24 protein-coding genes are annotated in these 24,566 nt (G+C 36.6%); 18 read left to right on the forward strand and 6 right to left on the reverse strand.

The genetic code is table 11. The annotated features are described in order from the left end of the window. The first annotated feature begins 56 nt into the window (after positions 1 to 56). From HPY74_02555 to HPY74_02615, 13 genes are all read left to right on the forward strand, one after another. Positions 57 to 1,133, forward strand: a complete 1,077-nt coding sequence (locus HPY74_02555) for a chemotaxis response regulator protein-glutamate methylesterase (protein NSW89557.1) — start codon at positions 57 to 59, stop codon at positions 1,131 to 1,133. 121 nt (positions 1,134 to 1,254) lie between these two features. Next, positions 1,255 to 2,661: an Hpt domain-containing protein gene (locus tag HPY74_02560; protein NSW89558.1), complete on the forward strand. Its 1,407-nt coding sequence runs from the start codon at positions 1,255 to 1,257 to the stop codon at positions 2,659 to 2,661. A 66-nt stretch (positions 2,662 to 2,727) separates the two neighbouring features. Continuing rightward, on the forward strand, positions 2,728 to 3,147 hold the full coding sequence (locus HPY74_02565) for a response regulator (GenBank protein NSW89559.1): 420 nt from the start codon (positions 2,728 to 2,730) through the stop codon (positions 3,145 to 3,147). A 14-nt stretch (positions 3,148 to 3,161) separates the two neighbouring features. After that, entirely contained in the window at positions 3,162 to 5,021 is a 1,860-nt protein-coding gene (locus HPY74_02570; protein ID NSW89560.1) for a HEAT repeat domain-containing protein, read from the forward strand. Continuing rightward, the gene (locus HPY74_02575; protein ID NSW89561.1) at positions 5,018 to 5,842 is read left to right on the forward strand and encodes a protein-glutamate O-methyltransferase CheR; all 825 of its coding nucleotides are present in this window, start codon (positions 5,018 to 5,020) and stop codon (positions 5,840 to 5,842) included. The genes HPY74_02570 and HPY74_02575 overlap by 4 nt, the downstream gene beginning before the upstream one ends. Before the next feature lie 13 nt (positions 5,843 to 5,855). Next, positions 5,856 to 6,224, forward strand: coding sequence for a response regulator (locus tag HPY74_02580; protein NSW89562.1), 369 nt, complete (start codon positions 5,856 to 5,858; stop codon positions 6,222 to 6,224). A gap of 18 nt (positions 6,225 to 6,242) precedes the next feature. Beyond that, the gene (locus HPY74_02585; protein NSW89563.1) at positions 6,243 to 8,480 is read left to right on the forward strand and encodes a chemotaxis protein CheA; all 2,238 of its coding nucleotides are present in this window, start codon (positions 6,243 to 6,245) and stop codon (positions 8,478 to 8,480) included. A gap of 34 nt (positions 8,481 to 8,514) precedes the next feature. Beyond that, positions 8,515 to 9,015: a chemotaxis protein CheX gene (locus tag HPY74_02590; protein ID NSW89564.1), complete on the forward strand. Its 501-nt coding sequence runs from the start codon at positions 8,515 to 8,517 to the stop codon at positions 9,013 to 9,015. 2 nt (positions 9,016 to 9,017) lie between these two features. Beyond that, positions 9,018 to 9,479: a chemotaxis protein CheX gene (locus HPY74_02595; protein NSW89565.1), complete on the forward strand. Its 462-nt coding sequence runs from the start codon at positions 9,018 to 9,020 to the stop codon at positions 9,477 to 9,479. A gap of 28 nt (positions 9,480 to 9,507) precedes the next feature. Then, positions 9,508 to 10,284, forward strand: coding sequence for a ParA family protein (locus HPY74_02600; protein NSW89566.1), 777 nt, complete (start codon positions 9,508 to 9,510; stop codon positions 10,282 to 10,284). After that, entirely contained in the window at positions 10,265 to 11,878 is a 1,614-nt protein-coding gene (locus tag HPY74_02605; protein NSW89567.1) for a chemotaxis protein CheW, read from the forward strand. Before HPY74_02600 ends, HPY74_02605 begins: the two co-directional genes overlap by 20 nt. Before the next feature lie 148 nt (positions 11,879 to 12,026). After that, the gene (locus HPY74_02610) at positions 12,027 to 12,230 is read left to right on the forward strand and encodes a CopG family transcriptional regulator (GenBank protein ID NSW89568.1); all 204 of its coding nucleotides are present in this window, start codon (positions 12,027 to 12,029) and stop codon (positions 12,228 to 12,230) included. After that, a complete protein-coding gene (locus HPY74_02615) occupies positions 12,220 to 12,390 on the forward strand; it encodes a hypothetical protein (GenBank protein ID NSW89569.1) in 171 nt (56 codons plus the stop codon). The genes HPY74_02610 and HPY74_02615 overlap by 11 nt, the downstream gene beginning before the upstream one ends. A 19-nt stretch (positions 12,391 to 12,409) precedes the next feature. Here the strand turns inward: HPY74_02615 and HPY74_02620 are convergent, their stop codons facing one another. From HPY74_02620 to HPY74_02630, 3 genes are all read right to left on the reverse strand, one after another. Next, positions 12,410 to 13,213, reverse strand: a complete 804-nt coding sequence (locus HPY74_02620) for an aminotransferase class IV (protein ID NSW89570.1) — start codon at positions 13,211 to 13,213, stop codon at positions 12,410 to 12,412. A 41-nt stretch (positions 13,214 to 13,254) separates the two neighbouring features. Beyond that, positions 13,255 to 14,646 carry an aminodeoxychorismate synthase component I gene (gene pabB / locus HPY74_02625; GenBank protein ID NSW89571.1) on the reverse strand — a complete coding sequence of 464 codons (1,392 nt, stop codon included), beginning with the start codon at positions 14,644 to 14,646 and terminating at the stop codon, positions 13,255 to 13,257. Positions 14,647 to 14,814: 168 nt separating this feature from the next. Next, the gene (locus HPY74_02630; GenBank protein NSW89572.1) at positions 14,815 to 14,976 is read right to left on the reverse strand and encodes a helix-turn-helix transcriptional regulator; all 162 of its coding nucleotides are present in this window, start codon (positions 14,974 to 14,976) and stop codon (positions 14,815 to 14,817) included. A 7-nt stretch (positions 14,977 to 14,983) separates the two neighbouring features. On the opposite strand from HPY74_02630, the gene HPY74_02635 reads away from it, so the two are divergent. The 4 genes from HPY74_02635 (at position 14,984) to HPY74_02650 (ending at position 19,893) form a co-directional block, all read left to right on the forward strand. After that, on the forward strand, positions 14,984 to 16,042 hold the full coding sequence (locus tag HPY74_02635) for a hypothetical protein (GenBank protein ID NSW89573.1): 1,059 nt from the start codon (positions 14,984 to 14,986) through the stop codon (positions 16,040 to 16,042). A gap of 170 nt (positions 16,043 to 16,212) precedes the next feature. Continuing rightward, on the forward strand, positions 16,213 to 17,406 hold the full coding sequence (locus tag HPY74_02640; GenBank protein ID NSW89574.1) for a patatin-like phospholipase family protein: 1,194 nt from the start codon (positions 16,213 to 16,215) through the stop codon (positions 17,404 to 17,406). A gap of 181 nt (positions 17,407 to 17,587) precedes the next feature. Beyond that, entirely contained in the window at positions 17,588 to 18,808 is a 1,221-nt protein-coding gene (locus HPY74_02645; protein ID NSW89575.1) for an NADP-dependent isocitrate dehydrogenase, read from the forward strand. A 56-nt stretch (positions 18,809 to 18,864) separates the two neighbouring features. After that, on the forward strand, positions 18,865 to 19,893 hold the full coding sequence (locus HPY74_02650) for a Gfo/Idh/MocA family oxidoreductase (GenBank protein NSW89576.1): 1,029 nt from the start codon (positions 18,865 to 18,867) through the stop codon (positions 19,891 to 19,893). 144 nt (positions 19,894 to 20,037) lie between these two features. Here the strand turns inward: HPY74_02650 and groL are convergent, their stop codons facing one another. The 3 genes from groL to HPY74_02665 form a co-directional block, all read right to left on the reverse strand. Beyond that, on the reverse strand, positions 20,038 to 21,660 hold the full coding sequence (gene groL / locus HPY74_02655; protein ID NSW89577.1) for a chaperonin GroEL: 1,623 nt from the start codon (positions 21,658 to 21,660) through the stop codon (positions 20,038 to 20,040). A gap of 43 nt (positions 21,661 to 21,703) precedes the next feature. Beyond that, a complete protein-coding gene (gene groES / locus HPY74_02660) occupies positions 21,704 to 21,991 on the reverse strand; it encodes a co-chaperone GroES (protein NSW89578.1) in 288 nt (95 codons plus the stop codon). Between the two features lie 193 nt (positions 21,992 to 22,184). Next, the gene (locus HPY74_02665) at positions 22,185 to 23,303 is read right to left on the reverse strand and encodes a hypothetical protein (protein ID NSW89579.1); all 1,119 of its coding nucleotides are present in this window, start codon (positions 23,301 to 23,303) and stop codon (positions 22,185 to 22,187) included. Positions 23,304 to 23,509: 206 nt separating this feature from the next. Between HPY74_02665 and HPY74_02670 the strand changes: the two genes are divergently transcribed. Further along, the gene (locus tag HPY74_02670; GenBank protein NSW89580.1) at positions 23,510 to 24,520 is read left to right on the forward strand and encodes a LacI family DNA-binding transcriptional regulator; all 1,011 of its coding nucleotides are present in this window, start codon (positions 23,510 to 23,512) and stop codon (positions 24,518 to 24,520) included. The last annotated feature ends 46 nt before the right edge of the window (positions 24,521 to 24,566 follow it).

Here is a 24,566-nt window from a genome sequence, read left to right on the forward strand (position 1 = left end):
ATAATGCCTACTCGTGGGTAGACCTGATTAATTAAGTATTTGCAGCAGGTGATGGAATGAACGATAAAATAAAAGTACTGCTTGTAGATGACTCGGCCTTGATGAGAAAAGCGCTTAAGGAAATTATCGTGACAGACGGAAGCCTTGAAGTGGTGGGTACGGCAAGAGACGGACAGGATGCCATTGAAAAGGTGCATAAATTAAAGCCAGATGTAATTACCATGGATATCAACATGCCAATTATGGATGGTTTGACTTCCATGCAGTATATTTTGAACGATTATCCGGAAATACCTGTTCTAATAATAAGTTCCTTAACTACAGAAGGTGCATTGACTACCTTTGAAGCTTTGGAGCTTGGTGCTTTTGACTATGTTGCCAAACCTGCGGGGACTGTATCCTCGAATATATATATTGTAGGAAGGGAAATTATACAAAAAATAAAAGTGGCATATAAGAGCGCCAATAAAAAAAGCATTAGAGAAAGGATTAAAAGGCGGAATGCTTCAGTTCAACCAAATAAGGTTGCACCTGTAAGAAAAGCGGATATATCGCAAAGTACGGGCCTTTCAAAAATTGTTGTCATTGGTATTTCTACAGGTGGTCCGGGTACTTTGATGGAAGTCTTACCAATGCTTCCTCCCAACCTAAAAGCAGCAGTGATTGTAATACAGCATATGCCGCCATCATTTACATCTTCATTTGCAAAAAGGCTCGCTGATGCTTGTCAAATTCCGTTTAAGGAAGCAGAAGCGGGAGATATTCTTAGGGATGGCAGAGGATTCCTTGCCGCGGGAGGTTACCAACTGCTAGTGAGGCGTGAAAGAAATATGCTGCGCCTTTCAAACAATCCCAAGACTGTTTTTATGCCATCGGTTAATGTAACCATGGAATCTGTTTTAGATACATATGGAGGTAAAAATGTTATAGGTGTACTTATGACCGGCATGGGAGACGATGGGGCGGATGCAATGGTGAAAATAAGAGAAGCCGGGGGTATTACAATTGCAGAAGACGAGTCTACAGCTGTGGTTTTCGGCATGCCTAGGGAGGCAATTGAAAGAGGTGGAGCAGAGATTGTAGTGCCGTCTTACAAGATGGCCGATGAGATTGTAAAATCTGTTAATAGATAACAGTTCGAAAATGGGGATGCTGTATCAACGGGCATAACAGTAAAATTATAGGTACAAATGAGGAAAATGCAGGCATGGTATTTGCAATAACGTTACCATTGATGGATAGGCGGTGGTTTTAGTGAATTCAATGCTCCTGGCATATTTGGAGGAGACGGAAGACATGTTTCAGAAGGCTGAAGAATGTCTTATAAGGCTTGAGAAAGGTTATTCAACTGAAGATGTCAATGAACTTTTCAGAATTGCACATACCATTAAGAGTTCCTCCTATATGGTAGGATATGAGGATATAGGTAATTTGATGCATAAAGTGGAGGATATGCTGGATTGTGTCAGAACAGGAAAAATTAAGTTTGACCCGAACTTAGTTTCTCTTTGCTTTGAAGGTTTTGATACTGTTAAAATGATGTTGCAGTGCAAGAAGAATCTTGATGGTGAATCAGACAGAGCAAATCTTGCTAACGCTGTCTTAAAAGTTAGTAAAATGATAGATTCTTCCTTAAAATTATCTACAAAAAAGGAAGAAAAAATTCTTGCAAAGCAAAAGGAAGGTGGAATTGTTACTTCACTTCTAAACAAAAAACGGTTTGGCAAGAATATGTTCTACATATATTTTATTATAGAAAAAGATGCTCCTATGGTTTCTCCTGTTTTTATGATGATTCTCAAAAGCGTTGAAAGTGTCGGGTCTCTTGTTTACACAAGCATCTCTGATGAATATCTGTCCGGCTCTTATTTATGCGAGGATATCAGAATATGTGATGTTATTCTAAGCACAGACCTTGATGAAGCTGAACTTTACGCCTATTTTAACCTGTCCTACGTTGAAAAAATAAATGTGGTAAATATATCAAGAAGGAAAATGGACGAAAATGACATTCCGCTCACTCAGACAAACCAAACCATATTTGAAATATTTTTCGATGGTTATATAAAACTCTATCATTTGCTTTTTAAACAGCCTATGGAATTTGGTTCCCGTGAGGGGGAAACGGCACGGCTTCAGCAGTGGTATACATATATAAATAATTTTATCGGTAAGATGGAGCCAAATAAAGCGATCATGAGTTTTGCTGAAGAAATCAATGCATTGTATAATCTTATAATATACTTCATAGCAGAACATGTTAAGGAAAGTGAAATGCTTGAATCATTTATACGGGATCAGTACACCAAATTGCTGGAAAAAGCTTACAAATATGTACGGGGTAAATTTATATATGGACTGTTCAGACCCAGAAATAAAGAATTTATCTCAAGATTCAAAGAGTATATTGGACTGGTGAATAAGTCATTCATCAGGAAAATATTCCTTGATATGAGGGAGATTTCAGTTGTAGAAGTACATGAACTAAAAGAATTGATCGATGAAAAAAGACAATTAGAACGGCAAGGAATTGAAATAAATATTATTGCAAATGGACCGTATGCAAGGAGAATTATAAATATATTTGATTCAATTAAATCAATAGAGGAATTCAAGATGTTCAGTACCGAGTTGGATGCGGTTATAGGTAGAGGTATATAGGTATTAAGTATACAAATTTGAAGTACAGGAGTAATATAATTTCCCAAAACAAGGAGGGGTAGACGGATGAGCGATTACAGTATCATGATTGTTGACGATGAGGAAGGCATACTGGAGAATTTAAAAAAGAGTCTTGTCCTTGCGGGCTATAAAAAGGTGGAAACTTACTCAAGTCCTATTAAGGCAATGGAGATATTTAAGGAAAAGAAGTACCATATTGTTTTGGCGGATATTGTAATGCCCGAAATGGATGGTATTGAATTTCTAAAGGAGGTAAGAGGGTATGATCCTATGACACAGGTAATTATGATGAGTGGTTTTTCTACCATCGACAAGATTCTGTCGTGCCTGGAATATGGTGCGAATGACTGTATCTTAAAACCCTTCAAGAACGACAATTGTGTATTGGAAGTTGTAGAGTATTCTGTGAAAAAGCTTGATAGATGGAAGGAAGCTATTAAAGGTGTCGTAAAGATAGCCTTGTGAAGAGGATGTGTATCATGAGCAAGAATAAAACAGGGTTCGATCAAAAAGAACTGGCAGCCCTTATTGAAAGGCTGGTAAGAGAAAAAGAAAGGCATCAACAGGAAAAGATTGCACGAAAAATCGGAGAGATGAAACATGAGCAGACTGCAGAATGTGTTGCTGAACTGCTTTATTCAGATGATGCTTACGTACGCAATATAGCCATTGAGATACTGATATATCTTGGGGAAAAGGCACTGCCTGTTCTGGAAAGGAAACTGTATGACAAGAATAGAAATATAAGGAAATTTTCACTGGATGCATTAAGGAATATAAGAACAATTCAAAGCTGTGAAATGGCATTAAAGGCTCTTGATGACCCTGATGAAAATGTAGTGGAGGCGGCTATCGAGGTTATTATGGAACAGCAATATGCCGATGCATCAGGAAGGCTTGTAGAGATGTTGAAGAGGACAGACAGCGTATGGGTTCTTGATGCATTGATCAGGGCATTTGGCAGACTTGGGGCAAAAGGTATCGCAGATGAAATTGAAGAAAAGATATTAAGTCTCAATGCAACTACTATTGAAAAAAACATTCTGATAAATACATTGGTTAAAAGCCTTGGAACTATTGGTTCATCTCAGGATATAGAAAAGATTTTGAATACTTATTCAGTACAATACATGGTGAATGATTCGAATCTGATTTTTGGATTAAGTGGTCTTATAGTAAACAATAATGTAAGCATACTTCCAAATGAAGTTATTTTAAAAATTGAAAATATTTTCAAGAAGTACCGGGATTACAGCGATGCGGAACTAACACTACTTTTAATAGCTGCTTCAGTTAAACTTAAGCTTGTATTTTTCCTGGACGATGTTAAAGAAATAGTTTCCTTGCATAAAAGAGAGGAATTTTTTATTGAAAATCTTCTTGACCTTATTTGCAATTTAAATAATATTCCCCATGATTTTGTAAGTAAAATGCTATATAGTGAGGAACGTGAATTAATACTAATTGGGCTTAATCTGATATATAAAAAGCATATATGCGGATTTAATAGCATAGTTGAAGAACTGTGCTATTCTGAAGACAATGAGATATCGAAATTGGCAATAAATATTATTTCAGACCTGGATTGCTACAAGAATATCTGCTTACTTGAGAACTTTACGGATTTTAACGAAGAAGCGGCAAAAATTGCTGTTGAAGGCGTAAACGTACTAGATGCTAATACGATTGATTTTCTTTTTTCAAAACTTGAACACAAAAGTCAGAAAGTCAGGAAGGCTGCATCTGCGAAGCTTATTTCTCTTGCAAGTGAAATATGTATAGAAAGGCTTGAGGGAATTGTAAAGCGTAACCATGGTGAAGAAGGGCTTGAAGCACTGGAGGTTATGTTTAGGTTTGACAGAAATCTCGCATGGAAATATATAGCTGCCAGAATGGATAGCTGGGACGATAAGGTTAGAGCAGGACTGGTTGATATTATTGAAGATTCGGATGACAGCACTTTCTACAATTTTATGGAAACAATGGTGAATGATCCCTCTTATATGGTGAGAAAAAAGGCAATAAAGGCTTTATGTAAGAGGATAGAAGATAGAAGTTTGCAATTGCTTGAAAAATTATTGCAGTACGAATCTAACGTCGCAAACAGGAAAGATATTATCTCAAATCTATACAAATTTAACAATGACAAAGCGTTAAAAATAGCAATGGATGCGGCAGGAAGCAGCAACCCATTAATTCGGATTGCGGCAGTAAAGTCACTGGAATTGTTTAATGATGAACGGGCAAATAGTGTACTTAGAGAAATGTTGAAGGACCAGGTCGAGGAAGTGAGAAAATTGGCAGAAAGAGCATTACACAGGGGAGAGATGATTGAGTGATTTTAGACGATCAATTGTTTGACAAATTTGTAAAGTTGATTTATAAGAAAACAGGAATATATTATGATTGCAATAAAAAGTATTATGTTCAAAAAAGGCTTGAAAAACGTGCTGAAGCCTTGGAGATGGAAACATTGGACGACTATTACCAGATGCTTAAATTTACTGATGACCCATTAGAGTTTGAAAAACTGATTAATGAACTTACGGTAAATGAAACATATTTTTTTCGTGATTTTCCGCAGCTTAGGAACTTTGCTGAAGACGTCCTGCCTTTGGTTGTAAGAGAAAAAAGGAATAGTAGAAGGCTCAAGGTGTGGAGTGCAGCGTGTTCCACTGGAGAAGAACCCTATACTTTATCCATTATTCTTCAAGAAATGTTTGACAATCCTGATGAGTGGGAATTGCAGATTCTTGCTTCCGACATAAATACAGAAGTACTGCATTTTGCCAAGATCGGATTGTATGAGAACAGGGCAATCAAGGATGTGCCGCCTGAATATTTGGAAAAATATTTTACAAAGCGTCATGACAAGTACCTTGTTAATCTTAATGTTCGAAGGCTTGTTACATTCAAGCGGATAAATCTGGTGGACGAATATGAAATGAGCGGTGTAAGAGGGTGTGATTTTATATTCTGCAGAAATTGTCTTATATATTTTGATGATGAATCAAGAAGAAGTGTTTTATCAAGTTTTTATGAGAGCTTGAATCCTGGAGGTTTTATATTTCTCGGGTACTCGGAGTCAGTAGGAAGGATATCGTCAGCTTTTAAAGTTCAAAGAATAGGGGATTCAATAGTTTATTCAAAACCAAAATGAGGGGAGAGGTAATATGAGGCAGGATACTAAAAAAAGAATTCTGATTGTTGACGATTCTGAAATGGTCAGGAATTTCCATAGCTATATTATTAGAATGTTTGGTTATCAGACCGGAACTGCCGAAAATGGAGCTGTTGCTTTGGAAAAGTTGCTTACTGAAGAGTACCAGTTACTTGTAACGGATATAAATATGCCGAAAATGGACGGTTATGAATTGATAAAAAACGTACGAGAAAATGGTATTTCTATTCCTGTTATTGTAGTTTCTACCGAAGAAGAATACAAGTTAAGATTCAGCGGAGAAGAGCTTGGACCCAATTTGCACATTGTAAAGCCGACAGACCCTGAAAAGTTGATAATGGCAATTAAAATGCTTCTTTAGTGCTAAGGAGTGTGGATTATGAGCAACAGTTTTTATCTTGAAGATGTTGATTTGATTAAAATGTTTATTGATGAGTGGACTGAATGCCTGGAAGGACTTGAAAAGGAAATACTAAAGCTTGAAGTTCATTGGGATGACGGCGAACTGTTAAATGATATTTTAAGAAGGGTTCACAATATAAAAGGAGGGTCTTCCTTTGTGGGACTATCCTGTATAACAAAGCTCAGCCATGAGATAGAATTTACGCTGAATGCAATACGAAAGGGAAATACATCTGTTAATTTGGAACTTATAGATAGTTTGCTGCAGGCTGTAGACCTTTTAAACGGTTACATCGTCCAGCTTTACGAGAAATTGAAAGAATATGATTTGTCCGGTGAAAAGGGAGCAATTCATATAGAGTTTGTAAATAGTGAGAAAGAAAAGTCGGTTCTGGAAGGCTTAAAGCAGGCACTGGAAAAGAGTGAAAAAAATGAGAAGGAAGACGATGGGAAACCCGGGGGGAAAGAGGAGCAAGAAGAAGTCGGACTGGAGATACTGCAGACGGAGGAGTTTAAAAGCAGGCTGGCAGAGGGAATGAAGGAGCAGTTTCTCCTTGAAGGCACTGAACATGTTGAGCGGATTGAGAACCAATTGTTAATACAGCTGGATATTAATGGAGATGACAGGGATGTTATTCATGAAATGTTCAGGGCTATTCACAGCATTAAAGGCGGGATAGGAATTTACCTGGCAACGATAACTCATCAAAGTCCATATTATTCGGCATTAAAACAATTTTCCGAAGTGGTGCATACTTTTGAAAGCTTGCTAGCGCTGATAAGGGACAAGGAACTTACATTTGAAAAAAAACTCATCGATTTGAGTTATGAAGTGATAGATTATTTAAAGACTTCCATGAGTGCTGTTGCTTCTGAGGAATGCCATAACATTCCTGCAAGCGGTATTCTTGATAGAATTGACAGATATATATCGTACCTTCAATCCGTACCGGACAACAATACAAAGACTCCTGCAAAACCGCTCAGAGATGACCAAGGAGAGATTACTGATCTACAGCGAAAAGGCAATATAATACAGAGCATCCGCGTAAGTCAGGAAAAACTGGATAAAATGATGGACATGATATCAGAGTTAATAATTGCTAAAAATGCATTTATGCACATTTCATCAAGGTTAAATCTTGAATATGACCTTCCTGAAATGTCAAAAGAAGTAAAAGAGGTAGGGCTTTATATAAATAGAATCTCTGATGAACTTCAAAATACCATTATGTCTATAAGGATGGTAGAAATTAAAACAATATTTCAAAGAATGCCAAGAGTTGTAAGGGATATATCCCAGAGCACGGGAAAGAAGATGAAATTGATTATGGAGGGTGAGGATACAGAGATTGACAAGACAATAATTGAACAGATCAGTGACCCTTTAGTCCATTTAATACGCAATGCTGCAGACCATGGTATTGAGATTCCGCAAGAGCGATTGGCGAAAGGGAAACCTGAGACGGGAAGAATTGTGCTGAGAGCTTACAATAAGAACAAGTATGTGTATATTGAAATAGAAGATGATGGTAAAGGAATCGATGCGGAGAAGTTGAAGGAAAGAGCGGTTGAAAAAGGCTTCATCACTGAAACAGAAGCCGAAAAGATGAACCGAAGCCAGTTGATAAATCTTATATTCCTTCCCGGCTTCAGTACAGCAAAACAGGTTACTGAGGTGTCAGGGCGGGGAGTAGGGATGGATATTGTAAAAAGCAATATAGAAAAGATCAATGGAAATATTGCTATTGAAAGTGAAGTAGATAAGGGAACAAAAATGATAATTCAACTGCCTCTCACTCTTGCAGTTTCACGCGGTTTGATTGTTGAGGTATCCGGTGAAACATATATTTTCCCCTTGGAGTATATTGTTGAAACTGTAAAAATTAACCAAAAAAATATCCACACATTTAACGGAAAGTGCTTTGTACATCTCAGAAAAGATATTATTGGGGTTGAATGGCTTTGCAAGATTTTCCTAACAGGAGACAGAGATATGGAAAAGGAAGAATTGAATGCGGTTATTATATCAAACGGCGTAGAAAAATACGCAATTATTGTAGACAAATTTAAAAGCGAACAGGAATTCGTTGTAAAAACATTAGACGGGCAACTTGCGGCTATTCCGGGTATATCCGGCTCAACTCTGCTGGGTAATGGACAGGTTGTTCTGATTGTGAATCCGGTAGATATTATACAGCTTGCACAGAAATAATTAATTATAAATTTAAAAATAAAAGGATAATAAAATGACTAGGAGGGTAATAGAGATAATAACTATGAGGGTAATAGAGAGGGATTATATTGAGTTTTTTAAAGATTCTATAAGGAAATCTTTTGAGGATATGTTTGAAGAGGAAATAATATTGGAAAGCGAGACTTCAGCCCCAAGATGGATATCATCGAAGGGGGCCGCCGTTATTATCGGGATATCAGGCGTAAAAAAAGGAAGGGTTCTTCTTGACATGTGCCTTGACACTGCATTGGAGCTTGCCCAAAAACTTGATTCCGATTTTAACGATGAGGATCTTGCTCTTTTCACCATTGCCGAATTTTGCAATATTGCTTCAGGAGGGGCTATAACCATGATAAACGACAAATTTAGTGGAAGAGGTTTAAGACTGGCGTCTCCGAGTATTTTTGCCGGAACGAATGCTAGGCTTTTCTCTCCAAAACTGGATTCTGTATTATTGTCTTATTATACACGGTTCGGGAATATTGATTTTTATATCGGCTTTGGAGGAGAATGAAGGTGGACAAAAAATATATATGTCCTTTTGTAAATTCTATTTCGAAAGTATTTGCCAGTTTTGGGCTTGGAAAAATTGTAAGTGGAAGTGTTTACAAGAAAGATTCATTTATCTGTAAGTACAACCTTACAGTTATTATTGGTATATCCGGAAAAATGAAGGGAAATATTGCATTAAGTATGCCGTATGATACAGCCAAAAGAATTGCTTCAGTCATGATGATGGGGATGGAAATAACAGAGATAGATGAAATGTTGGTAAGTGCATTGGGAGAACTTACAAACATAATTTGCGGACAGGCTGCCACTGAGTTTTCATTGCAAAATTTGGTTAAAGAAGTTACTCCGCCTACAATAGTTTATGGGGACATGATGAAGGCTGTTATCAGCCAGGTTGAGACAACAGTAGTTGAGCTGAGTACTCAAATGGGAAATATTGAGCTAAATCTGGGTCTTAAAATATGACTTTTATTCTACCAGGGGGTTCATTCATATGACTAGCAAACTTAAGAAATATGCTGTATTTAACAATAAGGGAGGTGTCGGCAAGAGTACGATTGCAGTGCATGTTGCTCATGGACTAGCACTTAAAGGTAAGAAAGTATTATTGATAGATTTGGACGGACAAAATGATGCCGGTCTTTTTCTTGGATTTACGTCGGAAGATTATAAAAAGACTTTTTATGATTTTTTTGATAGGTTTGGGAATACCAAGGTTTCAGAATGTATCATCCATGCAAGAGAAAACCTGGATTTGCTGCCTTCAAAAAATTTAGATAGAATTAATGCTGAGCTATACAGAGAGTCCAGAATAGATGTAGTTTTAAAGGAAAAATTAAAAGATTTGGAATATATGGGCTACAATTACGTGATCATCGACTGTGGACCTCAGCGAAGCAAAATCAATGATGCAGTTTTGTGCTTTGTGGACGGAATTATTGTACCTGTGCAGCTAGAAGCAGCTTCTGTAAGAGCTATTGGGAATATTTACGAGTATCTTTCGGATTTGAAACTGGATTCAGACATGGTTTCTCTGATAGTGCCCAACATGTACGATCAAAGGACTATTGATGGAAAAGAAAACTTGGGGTTTATTAAAGAGTTTTTTGCAGGTACTGATTTGCTGACTCACCCCGTCCACAGGAGGATTAAGATTACGGAAGCAGGCAAGCTGGGAAAAACTGTATATGAATTTGATGAAGAGTCTTCAAAGCAATTTAATCATATTGTTGAAAGGCTGGTGAACATTGATGCCAGGGCGGAACAGTAAAAAAAGCCAGAATAATTTTGAAAAGATAAAAAGGGAAATGAATAGAAAGAAGCAGAAAGCTGACGGCTTAAAAAATGATTTTGACTTAAAGGCTGAATTGGAAGAACGGAACATGGTTGAAGGAGTGCCGAAGGATGAAGAAAGGGATTCGGCAAAGGATAAGAAAATTGAGATGGTGGTGTTCCGCGTCGGAGAAGAAGAATTTGCATTTATATTAAGCAATGTGAAAGAAATTATCAGGGTGCCTGCCATGATGAAAGTTCCTAATACACCTCCTTATATTGCCGGTTTGTGTAGCTTGAGAGGAGAGCTGTTGCCTGTCATTGACAGCCATAAGTTGTTTGGTATACCTGACAAGGAATACAATGAGAGCAGCAGAATTATTGTTACCGATATGAATGGCAAGAAGGTTGGAATGATATCGGATAAGGTTTCGGAGGTATTAAGTACGGAGGAAATATACATAAAAGAGACGCCAGAGAGCATTAGGGAGATTAATGGAGGAGTTATCAGCGGTATACTTGTGCTTGACAATGGAAAAAGAATAATCATGATTCTTGATGCTGAAAAAATTGTAAAAGCCGGAGAGCTCGACAGCCATGCAAATTATCAGAACGGACTACTAAAAATGGAACTGGAGGGTTCAAACACAAAAATTGAGGAAGAACAAATAATTATTTTTGCCGTAGGAAATGAAGAGTATGCTGTCAATATAAATGATGTAAAAGAAATCATAAGGCTTCCTAGTATAATGAAGGTTCCAAATACCGCAAATTATATTGAAGGGGTTCTTTCTATCAGAAACCATCTTCTTGCAGCAATCAATCTGGGAAAACTTTTGAATGTAAATTGCAAAGAGCCGGATGAATACAGCCGTGTTATAATCATTGATACAGGAAGCTTCACATACGGTGTTATTGTTGACAGGGTGTTAGAGGTTGCTCATATAAAAAAGGATTCATTCAAGAAGCATTTTCAGATTGCAATCAGTAAGGGTACAGAGTTCATCAAAGGGTTTGTTAATCTGAATAATGGCAGAAGACTTGTAATGGTGCTGGAAACCAATAAGATAGTAAATTTTAATGATTTAACCGGTATTTGCGATGGCGGACGGAAAGAAGACGTTAAGGATAACTCAGTGGAGCTAGATTTAAATGATTATAGTATTGAGCATATTGTAATATTTAAAATTGCAAATGAAGAATATGGAATCAGGATCAATTATGTTCAAGAAATTAACAGAATGAGCGAACTTGTGCGCTTCCCAGGTGCTCCTGCTTTTATTGAGGGAATGGTTGATTTGAGGGGAGAAGTAATTCCTATACTCAATCTTAGAACACTGTTTGCGATAACAGATATACATTCTCTTGACTCTTCCAAATTTTTAGTTATAGAGTATCAAAAAAAGAAGATAGGTATTTTGATAGATTCGGTTTCTGAAATTTTGAGGTTTTCAAACGAGCTTCTTGAAGAAGCTCCGGAGGTGATTTCCGTAAGTGATAAAAATAGATATATTGATTCTATTGCCAAACTTAGTGATGGCAAAAGAGTTATTCTAATACTTAACCTTGCTGTAGTACTCAATTTTATGTAATTTATAATGAAAAGGACATGAGGTATTTTTATGCTTAACATATATGCCGAAAATAACTAGTTAGGCTGCTTGAATTATTACATCCATGGAGGAATATGAAACAGGTAATGCTTAGAATTGATGAAATTTTCAACATTGGTATAAGGATTTGCTACTTAAAATCAAGCATATTGCTGTAGACAGACAAACTTCGGTGTCGAGACTTCTGGCAAAAACCCTGGAGGAGATAGTTGAAAAGGAGGATTCCTATATAAAAGCCAGGCAGCACCATTTAGAAATCCTGGAAAAGGGCATAGACATGAATACCAAAGGTGAAATTAACTGGAAGAGGGATGACATTCATGAACGATAAAAGCAATCGGCAGTTTATTGACACTAATATCTTGGTCTATGCCCATGATATTTCAGTCGGTATTAAAAACCGGAAAGCCAGGGCGCTTCTTGTTGATTTATGGAATTCAAGAAAAGGCTGTTTAAGCATACAGGTACTTCAGGAGTTTGAGGTCACTTAGCGTTGTTAGCCTTTCTTTTTCACAGGAAACCATATTGATCTTTCAACATTTTTGTAATAAAGTTTTTCTCTAAATCCAGTTTTTTATCTTCTATTTGTGATACCGGCATAATTTCTAATAAGGAATTAGTCAAAAAAATTTCATCTGCTTCCAGTAGTTCTTCCTTTGTATATTCTCCTATTTGAAATTTCAAATTTAATTTATCTATGATATCTATTACTTTATTTCTTATAATACCCGGTAAAAGCCCGCAATCTATGGAAGGTGTATGAATTGTACCGTCTTTTACAAAAAATATATTAGTCATGGAACCTTCACAAATTTTTTCATAGATATTCAAAAATATAACTTCATCGTATCCTCTTTCCGTTGCTCCTTGTCTTGCTATTAAATTTTCCACATAGTTATTGGACTTTATATAGGTTAACGGAGTATAAGGATTTCTTTTTATATCAGTAAAACAAAGCTTAAACCCCTTTTTATAATCTTCATCTTTATATTTGTTTTCCCTTACTGAAATAATCAAATCATTTCTGTTCTTGTTTTTTGCATATAAAATTCTCAAAACCCCAGACTTAAGGTTATTAGCAGCAATTAATTTATTACAATGATCCTGAATAAACAATGTATCATAATCTAGGGAAAGCTTCAATGTATAGCAACCATCTTTAAGTCTTTCAAGGTGTTCTTTTAAAAAAAAGATTTTTTTATTATCGAATTTTATTGTTTCAAATACACCATAACCGTAAAGAAAACCTTCACTACTTACTGACACCAAAGCTTTTTCTTCCTGTATGAATTCACAGTTTATTGAAATGTACATTTTTACCACCTTTTCTTAATTTATCTGGAATTGATAGCTAACTAACTGTTTAGTGCCTCAATCAACGCTTTTGCCTTATGAAGAGTCTCTTCATATTCCAGTTCCGGATCTGAATCCCATACAATACCGCCACCCACTTGAAAATAGGATTTATTGTCTTTACATATTATTGTTCTAATAACAATATTTAAATCTATATCGCCATTAAGGCCTATATACCCTATTGAACCTGTATAAACATTTCTTTGAGTAGGCTCCAGTTCATCGATAATTTCCATAGCCCTAATTTTAGGTGCTCCTGTTATTGAGCCTCCCGGAAAAGCAGCCATAATACAATCAATGACATCACAGTCTTCCCTCATCTCTCCCTGTATTGTGGAAACTAAATGATATACAGTTGCATATTCTTCTAAATGAAATAGCTCCGTTACTTTTACCGTGCCGATTTTTGAGACTTTGCCCAGATCATTTCTCTCTAGGTCTGTAATCATCAACAATTCTGCCCTATCTTTCTCGCTGGATAACAAATCATTTCTGTTTTTTGAATCTTCTTCCGGCGTTTTTCCTCTTGGTCTCGTACCTTTAATAGGTCGGGTTTCAATAACTCTATTTTTAATCTGTATAAATCTCTCCGGTGAACTGCTGACAATATATCCTTCCCCAAAGTCAATAAAACTTGCAAAAGGAGCGGGGTTAATATTTCTAAGCTTCGCATATAATTCATAGGGACTTCCCTCCATATTACATTCAAAACGTTGGGTAAGATTTACCTGATAGATATCTCCATTCTTAATATAATCCTTAACTTTCTTTATTGCCTTGATGTATTCATCTTTAGTGAAATTAGCCTTTAATTTCACTGGATTATTCTTTTTGTTTATATTACTTATATTATTACTTATATTTCTTTTAATACTTTTTTCTTCTGCCCGGTATATTTTGTTTGATATTTCGGTAACGATATTTTCCGCTCTATCTTTAATACCTAAAGCTGCAATATAGACCTTATTTTTTACATGGTCAATAATAATAATTCCATCATACATACCTAGAAAGCAATCTGGAATATTTACATCATCAATAGCTGTTCTGGGCAGTTTCTCTATATGATGGCATAGGTCGTAGGATAAGTATCCAACTAGACCGCCCATGAAGGGAAATTCACTCCTATAGTCTATCTTGTATTTTGAAAGAATTTCTTTAAGCTTTTGAAAAGGATTACCATAAAAAGTCCGATATACACCTTTTTCTATGATATTTATTTTATTATTTTTGCTTTTAAAAACTAATTGAGGGTCAAACCCAATAAAAGAATATTTCCCTAATTTTTCATGATCCACACCACTGTCCAGAAAAAAACTAAAGGAATTATCTTTAAAAATGGTATATAACTCAAAACTATCCAGTGAAGTCTTTATTTCCTTTATAAGCATTTTTTTCACCCGTTTTTCTTGTATAAAATAATTAAAGAGAACAGTATCACTTTATACAACATTATAACTTATTTACTTACCGATATTCAATTACAATATCGTGTTTTTCCTAACTTTTAAGGCAAGTATTTTGGCTACACATTATGCATGTTTTTTCCCTGCCTCAAGCTAAAGCTTATTCTGTATCCTATATTTTGATGGAGGAATGCCGGTATGTTTTTTAAAAAAGCGGGAGAAGTAGAATTCATCTGAAAATTTAAGCTTATAGGCAATTTCCTTAATGCTTGAGTTTGACGTAAGAAGTTCTTCTTTTGCTTTATGTATAATCATTTTATCTATGTCATATTATGATGGAATGGCAGCTATAAACCTGGAAATGCCTTCGAGGGTACCTCGTACTGAATATTCCGCTGAATCCCATTGGGAACTTTTAAGCATTGTAACAGGTATACATGTTGACAATAAAAGTCCATGGGATTTAAAGAAGAAGGCCCAGAGAGCTTTCAGGAAAGCCTGGAATTATGATTTTATCTGGAGCACTCTTATAAGTGGTCACATATTTGGCGATATAAGGACAAGTATGGGGCATGCCGTATATGCTGCAGAAGGTGTTGATTATAATAATCAAATTTATTGTCCTTTCAAAGAGCCTGAAGATGTATTAAACTTCGACCCATGGAAGGTTTATGGAGAAAAGGATATAAGAAAATTAAAAACCGAATTTGAAGAACATTATAAAAAGGCATGTATGGAATATCCTGATGCCGTTAATATGACAGGAATATATGTCACATGCATATCCGGACTAATTGATATATTTGGATGGGAGATGCTACTTATCAGTGCTGGTGCCGACCCTGAAAAGTTCGGTGAAGTTACAAACCGTTATGTATCCTGGATACAGCAGTATTTTGATGCTTTGGCAGAAGCTGATGTGCCTGTGGTTATGGTTCACGATGATATTGTATGGACCCAGGGGCCTTTTCTGCATCCTGATTGGTATAGAAAGTATGTTTTTCCCAACTATAAAAAATTACTGGCTCCCTTAATTGAAAGCAAGAAAAAGATAATGTTTACTTCAGACGGAAATTACACTGTATTTATAGACGATATTGCTGCTTGCGGAGTTCACGGTTTCGTGCTGGAGCCGGTTACCGATATGGAGTATGTGGCAGAAAAATACGGTAAAACCCATGTATTTATTGGTAATGCAGACACGAGGGTTTTATTGGATGGAACAAAAGAAGAAATATACTTAGAGGTTAAACGCTGTATGGATATAGGTAAAAAATATCCGGGATACTTTATGGCAGTAGGCAACCACATACCCCCCAATACACCTGTGGAAAATGCACTTTATTATAATGAAGTGTATGAAAAGTTAAGCAGGAGGTAAAATAAATCACTATAAATATTTGGAAAATACCAATTGTTATATTTGGAATATGATATAATTAGATTAGGTGCAATAAACATTTTTGATTTTTTAATGATAAAGCGTAACAATAGGGCTATAGAAGGAATTATTTGAAGCAAATAATGATAAATAGTCCGGAGGGAACAACAATGTATGGTCTTGTATTAGAAGGAGGCGGAGCAAAGGGCGCCTACCATATAGGGGTAGCTAAAGCTCTGGTTGAAATGGGAATAGAAATAGGCGGGGTTGCAGGGACTTCGGTAGGTGCCCTCAATGGGGCAATGATAGTCCAGGGCGACCTGGATAAGGCTTATGAGGTTTGGTACAATATAAATCCCTCCAAAATAATAAAGCTTACTGATCACGAAGAAAAAGAATTAAATGATATGGAAACTGCAGGGGAAAAACTAAGTAAAAAAATTGAAAGATTAAAGAAAATTGTAACAGAAAGGGGCCTGGATATAGGACCATTGGTTCAAATACTAAATGCACTGATAAACGAAACAAAAGTTCGGGAGTCTGCTGTGGATTTTGGAATAGTTACCTTTGATTTAACTAGCAGAAAACCCGTGGAAATATATAAAGAAGATATACCGAAAGGCAAATTAATAGATTACCTTATTGCAAGTGCAAATCTTCCATTTTTCAAGATGAAAACAATAGATGGGAAAATATATATTGATGGAGGAGTTTATAATATCCTTCCCATTAACCTTGTCCAGGGAAAAGGATATAAGGATATAATTGTAGTGAGGACTTTTGGATTGGGACGTGTAAAGAAAATTGACACAACAGGATTGAATATAATTACTATAGCTCCAGGAGAAAACCTTGGCCCGATTCTGGACTTTAGTGCGGGAAGGGCACAGAAAAACTTGGCTATGGGTTATTTTGATACATTGAAAATTTTTAATAAGCTAAAGGGCAAAAGATATTATATTAAACCTATAAACGATGATGATTTCTTTATTAAGTATTTAATAGGGCTGGAAAATCAAAAAATTGAAAAAGTATGCAGTTTATTCGGGTTGGAAAATGTATATGGCAAGAGGGCACTTTTCGAGTATGTTATACCGAAGATAGCAGACATATTGGGAGTGCCTTCAAATGCTTCTTATGAAGACATAGCGGCTGTCCTGGTTGAAGAGGTTGCGCGAATTTACGGCGTAGAGAGGTTCAAGGTATATACTATAGAAGAATTAATTGTGGAAATTAAAAAGAAATATAAACCGGAAGAGGAAAACTTTATAAAAGAAATACCCGCTTTCTTGAGAGGTATGAATCTTGTTTCCAGGATTGTAAGGGACAAAATGGTGGGAAGCATAGCCATGGAGCTGTTTTAATAAGGCAAACATAATAGGTAAACGGGCGCATTTTATTTTTATTTTTTATGAAGAAAATGCGCCCATTTGACCTTGAATAATTAATGAAAATAGAGTAAAATACAAAATGATGAAAAGAACAAAAGGGCCAAAATCCCCGATGAATTTATGGACTTTATGCTTCAAGGGAAAGGAGATTGATATGACAAAGAAAATTGTAATGAAGGTACCTCTTGTTGAAATTGACGGGGATGAAATGACAAGGATTATATGGAAAATGATAAAGGAGTTGTTATTGGAACCCTACATAGAGTTGAAAACCGAGTACTATGACCTAGGTCTGAAAAAAAGGGATGAAACTTGTGATAACATTACCATACAGGCTGCCTATGCAATCAAAAAATACGGTGTTGGCGTAAAATGCGCAACAATAACTCCTAATGCTGAAAGAGTAGAAGAGTATAATTTAAAGCAAATTTGGAAGAGCCCGAACGGTACTATAAGGGCTATACTGGACGGCACAGTCTTCCGTGCCCCCATTGTTGTAAGCAGTATAAAGCCTTCTGTAAGGACATGGAAAAAGCCCATTACAATTGCCAGGCATGCATATGGAGATGTGTATAAGGATGTGGAATACCGCATTGAGAAACCAGGCAAGGTGGAGCTTGTCTATACTTCTGTAGGGGGAGAAGAGGTACGGCAGCTTATCCATGAGTTTGACGGCCCAGGGGTTGTCCTTGGAATGCATAACCTTGACAAATCAATAGAGAGCTTTGCCAGGGCTTGTTTTAATTATGCTTTGGACCAGAAACAGGACCTTTGGTTTTCAACAAAAGATACTATTTCAAAAAAGTATGATCATACCTTCAAAGACATTTTCCAGGAGGTTTACAATAAAGAATACAAGAAAAGGTTTGAAGAAGCAAACATAGAATATTTCTATACTTTAATAGACGATGCAGTGGCTCGTGTAATAAGGTCGGAAGGGGGTTTTATATGGGCATGTAAGAATTATGACGGAGATGTTATGTCCGATATGGTGGCAACGGCTTTCGGAAGCCTGGCAATGATGACTTCGGTACTTGTTTCCCCCGACGGCAGCTATGAGTACGAAGCAGCTCATGGCACAGTTCAGAGACACTATTACAGGTATCTCAAAGGTGAAGAGACTTCTACAAACTCTATGGCAACAATTTTTGCATGGACGGGAGCCTTAAGGAAAAGGGGAGAAAAGGACGGAATACCTGGACTTGTGGAATTTGCAGATAAATTGGAAGCATCTTCTATTAGAACAATTGAAGAAGGAGTAATGACAAAAGACTTAGCCTTGTTGTCGGAAGCTGCCGACAAAAAAGTTGTGAATACAAGGGAGTTTTTATTGGAAATTAAAAAGAGATTGGACGATGAGTTTACACGGCTCTAGGGAGCTATGTTATAATTATAAATATCAAAAGAATATATTTTCAAGGAGGCATGGATATGGTTAAAGTAGGTTTAATAGGTTTAGGATTTATGGGAAGGACACATTTAGATAACTACATACGTCTTGAATCAGAGGGCTATCCTGTAAAACTTACAGCAATCTGTGATATTGATTCCGAAAAGTTCAAGGGAAAGTTTGTAGAAGGCAATATAGGAGTAGGTAATGCCGACTATGACTTCAGCAAGTATAATCTTTATACTTGTATAGATGAAATGTTGGAAAAAGAAAATGTGGATTATGTAGATATTACTCTTCCGACTTACCTGCATGCTGAAGTTACTATAAAAGCCTTGGAAAAAGGTTTTCATGTGTTATGTGAAAAACCTATGGCCCGTACTTCTAAAGAATGCAGGCAAATGATTGAGGCCGCCAAGAAAAACGGGGAAAAATTAATGATAGGACAGTGCCTTCGTTTCTGGCCTGAATATGAAATTCTTAAAGAATATGTTGATAGCGGAAAATTCGGCAAAGTAACAGGCGCATATTTTTATAGAGGAGGAGGTTCGCCTATATGGTCATATCAAAACTGGCTTTTGCAGAAGGATAAGAGCGGAGGTTGCTTGCTAGATCAGCATATTCATGATGTAGATATGATTAATTGGTTGTTTGGGAAACCTGAAAAAGTATCCACAATAGCAAAAAATATTATACCGGGAAGTGGGTATGATATTGTTTCTACCAATTACATATATGAAGATGGAAAGGTAATAAACGCCCAGGATGACTGGACATTGAACGGCGACTATGGGTTTGAAATGCTTTACAGGGTAAACTTTGAAAAAGGGAATTTAATTTTTAAAGACGGCAAGCTTATAATAAACCCAAATGATGGGAAAAGCTTTGTTCCGGAATACCCTAATGAAATGGGGTATTATAGGGAGATTAAGTATTTTATCGACTGTATTTTAAACGATAAACCCATAACGGTAGCTCCTCCTGAAAGTACCATGGAAACGATATCCATTGCGGAGGCTGAAGAAGCTTCTGCTGATAACGGAGGAGAGCTGACGCCGGTAATGTATTAAGATGTAGCAGTGAACCTAAAAATTAAGAATTAAAAATTAAGAATATATATAAGAATATATAAACAAAAGGCTGCCGGGACTAAAATTCCTCGGCAACCTTTTGTTTTTATTTTCAGTTGATGGCTGACATGGTTAATTGAGCTGTTAATCCATGTCATATGATGGAGCAGCCGGAGGAGTGGTTTCTTTCTTTGGTTTTTCTGCAACGCTGCTCTCAGTTGTAAGTATCATTGTAGCGATAGATGCTGCATTTTGAAGTGCAGTTCTTGTAACTTTTGTTGGGTCAACGATTCCAGCTTTGATCATATCTACATATTCTTCCTTAAGGGCGTCAAAACCAATACCCTTAGGACTGTTCTTTACTTTATCTACAACAACAGAACCTTCGAAGCCGGCATTTACTGCAATCTGTCTCAATGGTTCTTCCAGAGCCCTAAGTATAATCATGCCGCCTGTTTTCTCATCCCCTCCCAGGGAATCTACGAATTTCTTAACTTCAGGAATAATATTGATGTAGGCTGTCCCGCCACCGGCGACAATGCCTTCTTCTACAGCAGCTCTTGTAGCATTGAGAGCATCCTCAACCCTGAGCTTCTTCTCTTTCATTTCGGTTTCGGTAGCTGCTCCTACTCTAATAATTCCTACGCCGCCTGAAAGTTTTGCAAGTCTTTCTTCAAGTTTTTCTCTATCATAATCGGAAGTGGTTATTTCAATCTGCTTCTTTATAGCTTCTATTCTCTTTTTGATTGCAGAAGGATCACCGGCACCGTCAACAATTATTGTATTCTCTTTTTCTATTTTTACTGATTTAGCTTTACCAAGCCAATCCAGTTTTACATCTTTAAGACTCATACCGGTGTCGTCTGAAATAACCTGGCCCCCTGTCAGAATAGCAATATCCTGGAGCATTTCTTTCCTTCTGTCACCAAAACCTGGAGCTTTAACAGCTGCACACTGGAGAGTTCCTCTTAACTTGTTTACAACAAGAGTAGCAAGAGCTTCACCTTCAACATCTTCAGCAATGATTAGGATTTTTCCGCCTTCTTTAACGACAAGCTCAAGAACAGGCAACAGGTCCTGTACATTGCTTATCTTTTTATCAGTTATTAATATATAGGGATTTTCCAAAACAGCCTCCATTTTTTCACTGTCGGTTACCATATACGGTGAGATATAGCCTCTATCAAACTGCATGCCTTCAACTATTTCAATATAAGTTTCGGAAGTTTTTGACTCTTCAATGGTAATAACCCCGTCTTTTGTAACCTTTTCCATTGCATCAGCGACAAGTTTTCCTATTTCTTCATCGCTGGAGGAAATGGTTGCAACAAATACCATGTCTTCTTTACCTTTTATTGGTTCACTGTTTTGTTTTAGAAGTTCAACAGCTTTTTCGACGGTTTTTTCTATACCCTTCTTGAGTATCATTGGATTAGCGCCTGAAGCAACATTCTTCAGACCTTCTCTTACTATGGACTGGGCAAGCAGAGTTGCAGTAGTTGTACCGTCACCCGCAATATCATTGGTTTTGCTTGCAACTTCCTTTACAAGCTGTGCACCCATATTTTCATAAGGATCTTCTAGTTCAATTTCTTTTGCGATGGTAACACCATCGTTTACAATTTGAGGAGAACCAAATTTCTTATCCAGTACAACGTTTCTTCCTTTTGGACCAAGAGTAATTTTTACAGTATCCGCCAGTTTGTTAACTCCTCTTTCCATAGCCTTTCTGGCATCTTCACTATAGAGAATCATTTTAGCAGACATTATTCATCCCTCCTGAAACATTATTGTATTACTCATTATTACGTTATTGCAAAATTGCAAGTATATCATCATATTTTACAATTAAATATTTTTCATCATCCAGCTTCACTTCAGTGCCGCTGTACTTACTGTAAAGTACCTTATCGCCCTTTTTAACTTCGATTTTTACTTCTTTCCCATCTTCTAATGTTTCGCCGGGTCCTACTTCAATAACTTCAGCAATATAAGGCTTTTCCTTGGCATTTGAAGGAAGGACAATACCACTCTTGGTAGTTTCTTCGCTTTCAATTTCCTTCAGTAGCACCCTGCTTCCCAAAGGTTTAATTTTCATAAGCTCATCAACTCCCCTTCTCATATTTTATTGTTTCCTATTTTATTTGATAATTTTACCTGTTAGCACTCTATTAAAGTGAGTGCTAACAATAAATATTTTAGTAATTGTACCTTGTTCTGTCAAGAGGTTTTTATAAAAATTTTTTTATACAAATTTTTTATATTCCTCAATGAAGGTATAGTATTAGGATTTACTCATTTGCTCTTTCCCATGCATCCAGCACCATATTTCTGTCTTCCTTTTTGCAGCTATACTGTAAAAGCAAGTGTTTTCTGCCATTCTTATGGGAGGCTTGTACATATTTTCTGAAATATACATCAAGGGGCTCATTCTCATCCTTTGGAATATATCCATAATATATTTTACCTTCTTCAGCACATCTGTTTAAGACAGTTTCCATATGGTGCATTTCAGGGTTTCCAAAATTTATACCATATGCCAAAGACTCTGACATAACCGCTTCGAAGAGGTGAGGGTTTTTGCCACAATAATGAATATAGCCACCGCCGAAGTGTTTGAGTATTCTATGCATATAGGGGGATACAAACTCTTCAATATGCTCTTTTGACAAAAGGGTGGATGTATCTTCACTCAACTTTATACCGCCCTTGGATCTTGGCATTACTAGGCTATTATAATGGGCTACTTTTATGTTTGCGTCCGGTATTATTTTCAGGCATTCTTCCATACCAAGAATAATTGCATGACAACTCAAATCCAACAAATGATGCACAAATTCCGGGTCGTCATACAAATCATAAAATATCTGATCTCCATATACAATATGGGCAGTATCAAAGACGCCTTGTAAATCCATAGGAAAAACAAGACATCCTGTATCTTCCAAGTGCTCTGCCATATAAGACATATGTGAGAGCCCTGCCTTGAATTCATCTCCCAGCTTTAAATCTTCCGGGCCCATTTTAATTAAAACATTTTTAGGAATGTGTTCCTGTACCCAGGGCATTTTATCCTCAAAAAGCTCCTGTTTAACTCCAAAAAGACTTGGAAAAATGCCGCAACCCATATTTGCCCTTACTGAAGGAACAGCTTCGCGACCTCCATACAGGACTGTCAAAGTATCTCTCAAACCGTTTAAAAGCATTTTATCTTTATCATAATGTATTTCTTTCAGGTTGAAATACGGCAGGGCATTACTTTCTTCATCATCAAGAAGACACTGCAGGAGTAATGGTTGTCTTTCAGTTTTTTCCCCGTTCCACAAAGCTAATTGAATTTCAGCTGCTTTGTCGAAGGTTTCCTTGTTCTGTTTTAATAAGCTAATAATATTAAGAATAATCTCTTTCATATTTATTTGTCCCTCCTGGTATACTTTAATCAATTTCTATTCTACAAATAAAAATATACAAAATCTTTGCTAATATTGGCAAAAAGTTTGCACAAATTGCTATATGCAAGTCTATTGACAAAAATAGGTGTGTGCATTAAAATTTATACGTATAAATGAATATAATGAATATAATAAAACTATACAATTAATGCAAGGGGTGTGCTATGAAACGTAAAAGTTCGGTATCAAGCCGGGATGTAGCAAGGGAAGCTGGAGTGTCACAGGCTACAGTCTCATATATACTAAATAATGTAAGTGATGTTAAAATAAAGCCTGAAACCAGGCAGGCAGTACTTGATGCTGTAAAAAAACTGAATTACCATCCAAATCAAATTGCGCGGGGAATGAAACTTAAAAAATCGATGTCTGTAGGTGTTGTTACTGATAGAAATGTTACCAATTTTTATTTTATGAAAGCCCTGGAGGGTATTAGAGACGGTCTTCAGGAAGATAATTATTCTATAACCCTTCTGTTTAACAAACATGAGGGCATAGAAGAGGCGGAATTTATCAAATACTATAGTTCAAATAGGATAGACGGTATAATATTTGCTTTTGCTTCTGTTGGGGATGGTGAGATTGAATATATGGACAATATAGGATTACCATATGTAATTGTAGATACTCATCCTTCAGGAAGGAATGTCCACGAGGTATGTACAGACCATCTTGCCTATATTCAAAATGTGATAGGTTACTTTAAATCCAAGGGAGTACAAAATGTGGCATATACGGGGCCTGTACCAAAATGCAGGGCTGACAGAAGGCTTGAAGCCTTTAAAAATGCTTTAGCTTTCCATGGTTATGAGTTAAAAGAAGATTTTATTATCCGGAGCACATTCGATGATAATGAGGTATGCAAAGCAATAAAAGGACTTTTTGAAGATAATTACTGCAAACCTGATGCTATACTTGCAGGTTCTCCCAGATTTGGCATGCTTACTGTGAAGTCCTGTCAGATGCTTGATATAAAAATACCTGAAGATGTTCGTATTATAGCCGTAGGTTCCTCAAATTTCTTTGACCTTATTCACCCACCCCTATCTTCAATCGAACTGCCTCTTTATGATATGGGGTTTAAAGCAGCGCAAATGCTTCTGGAAATAATTAATGGGGGTGATATGGAAATGACGTTAATACTGCCTTCTGAACTTATTCTAAGAGAGTCTTCATGATATTGCCGTATCGCAAACAAAACATCCTGATACCACATGAGAATAA

This window comes from Bacillota bacterium, from assembly GCA_013314855.1.
Taxonomy (GTDB): Bacteria; Bacillota; Clostridia; order Acetivibrionales; family DUMC01; genus Ch48.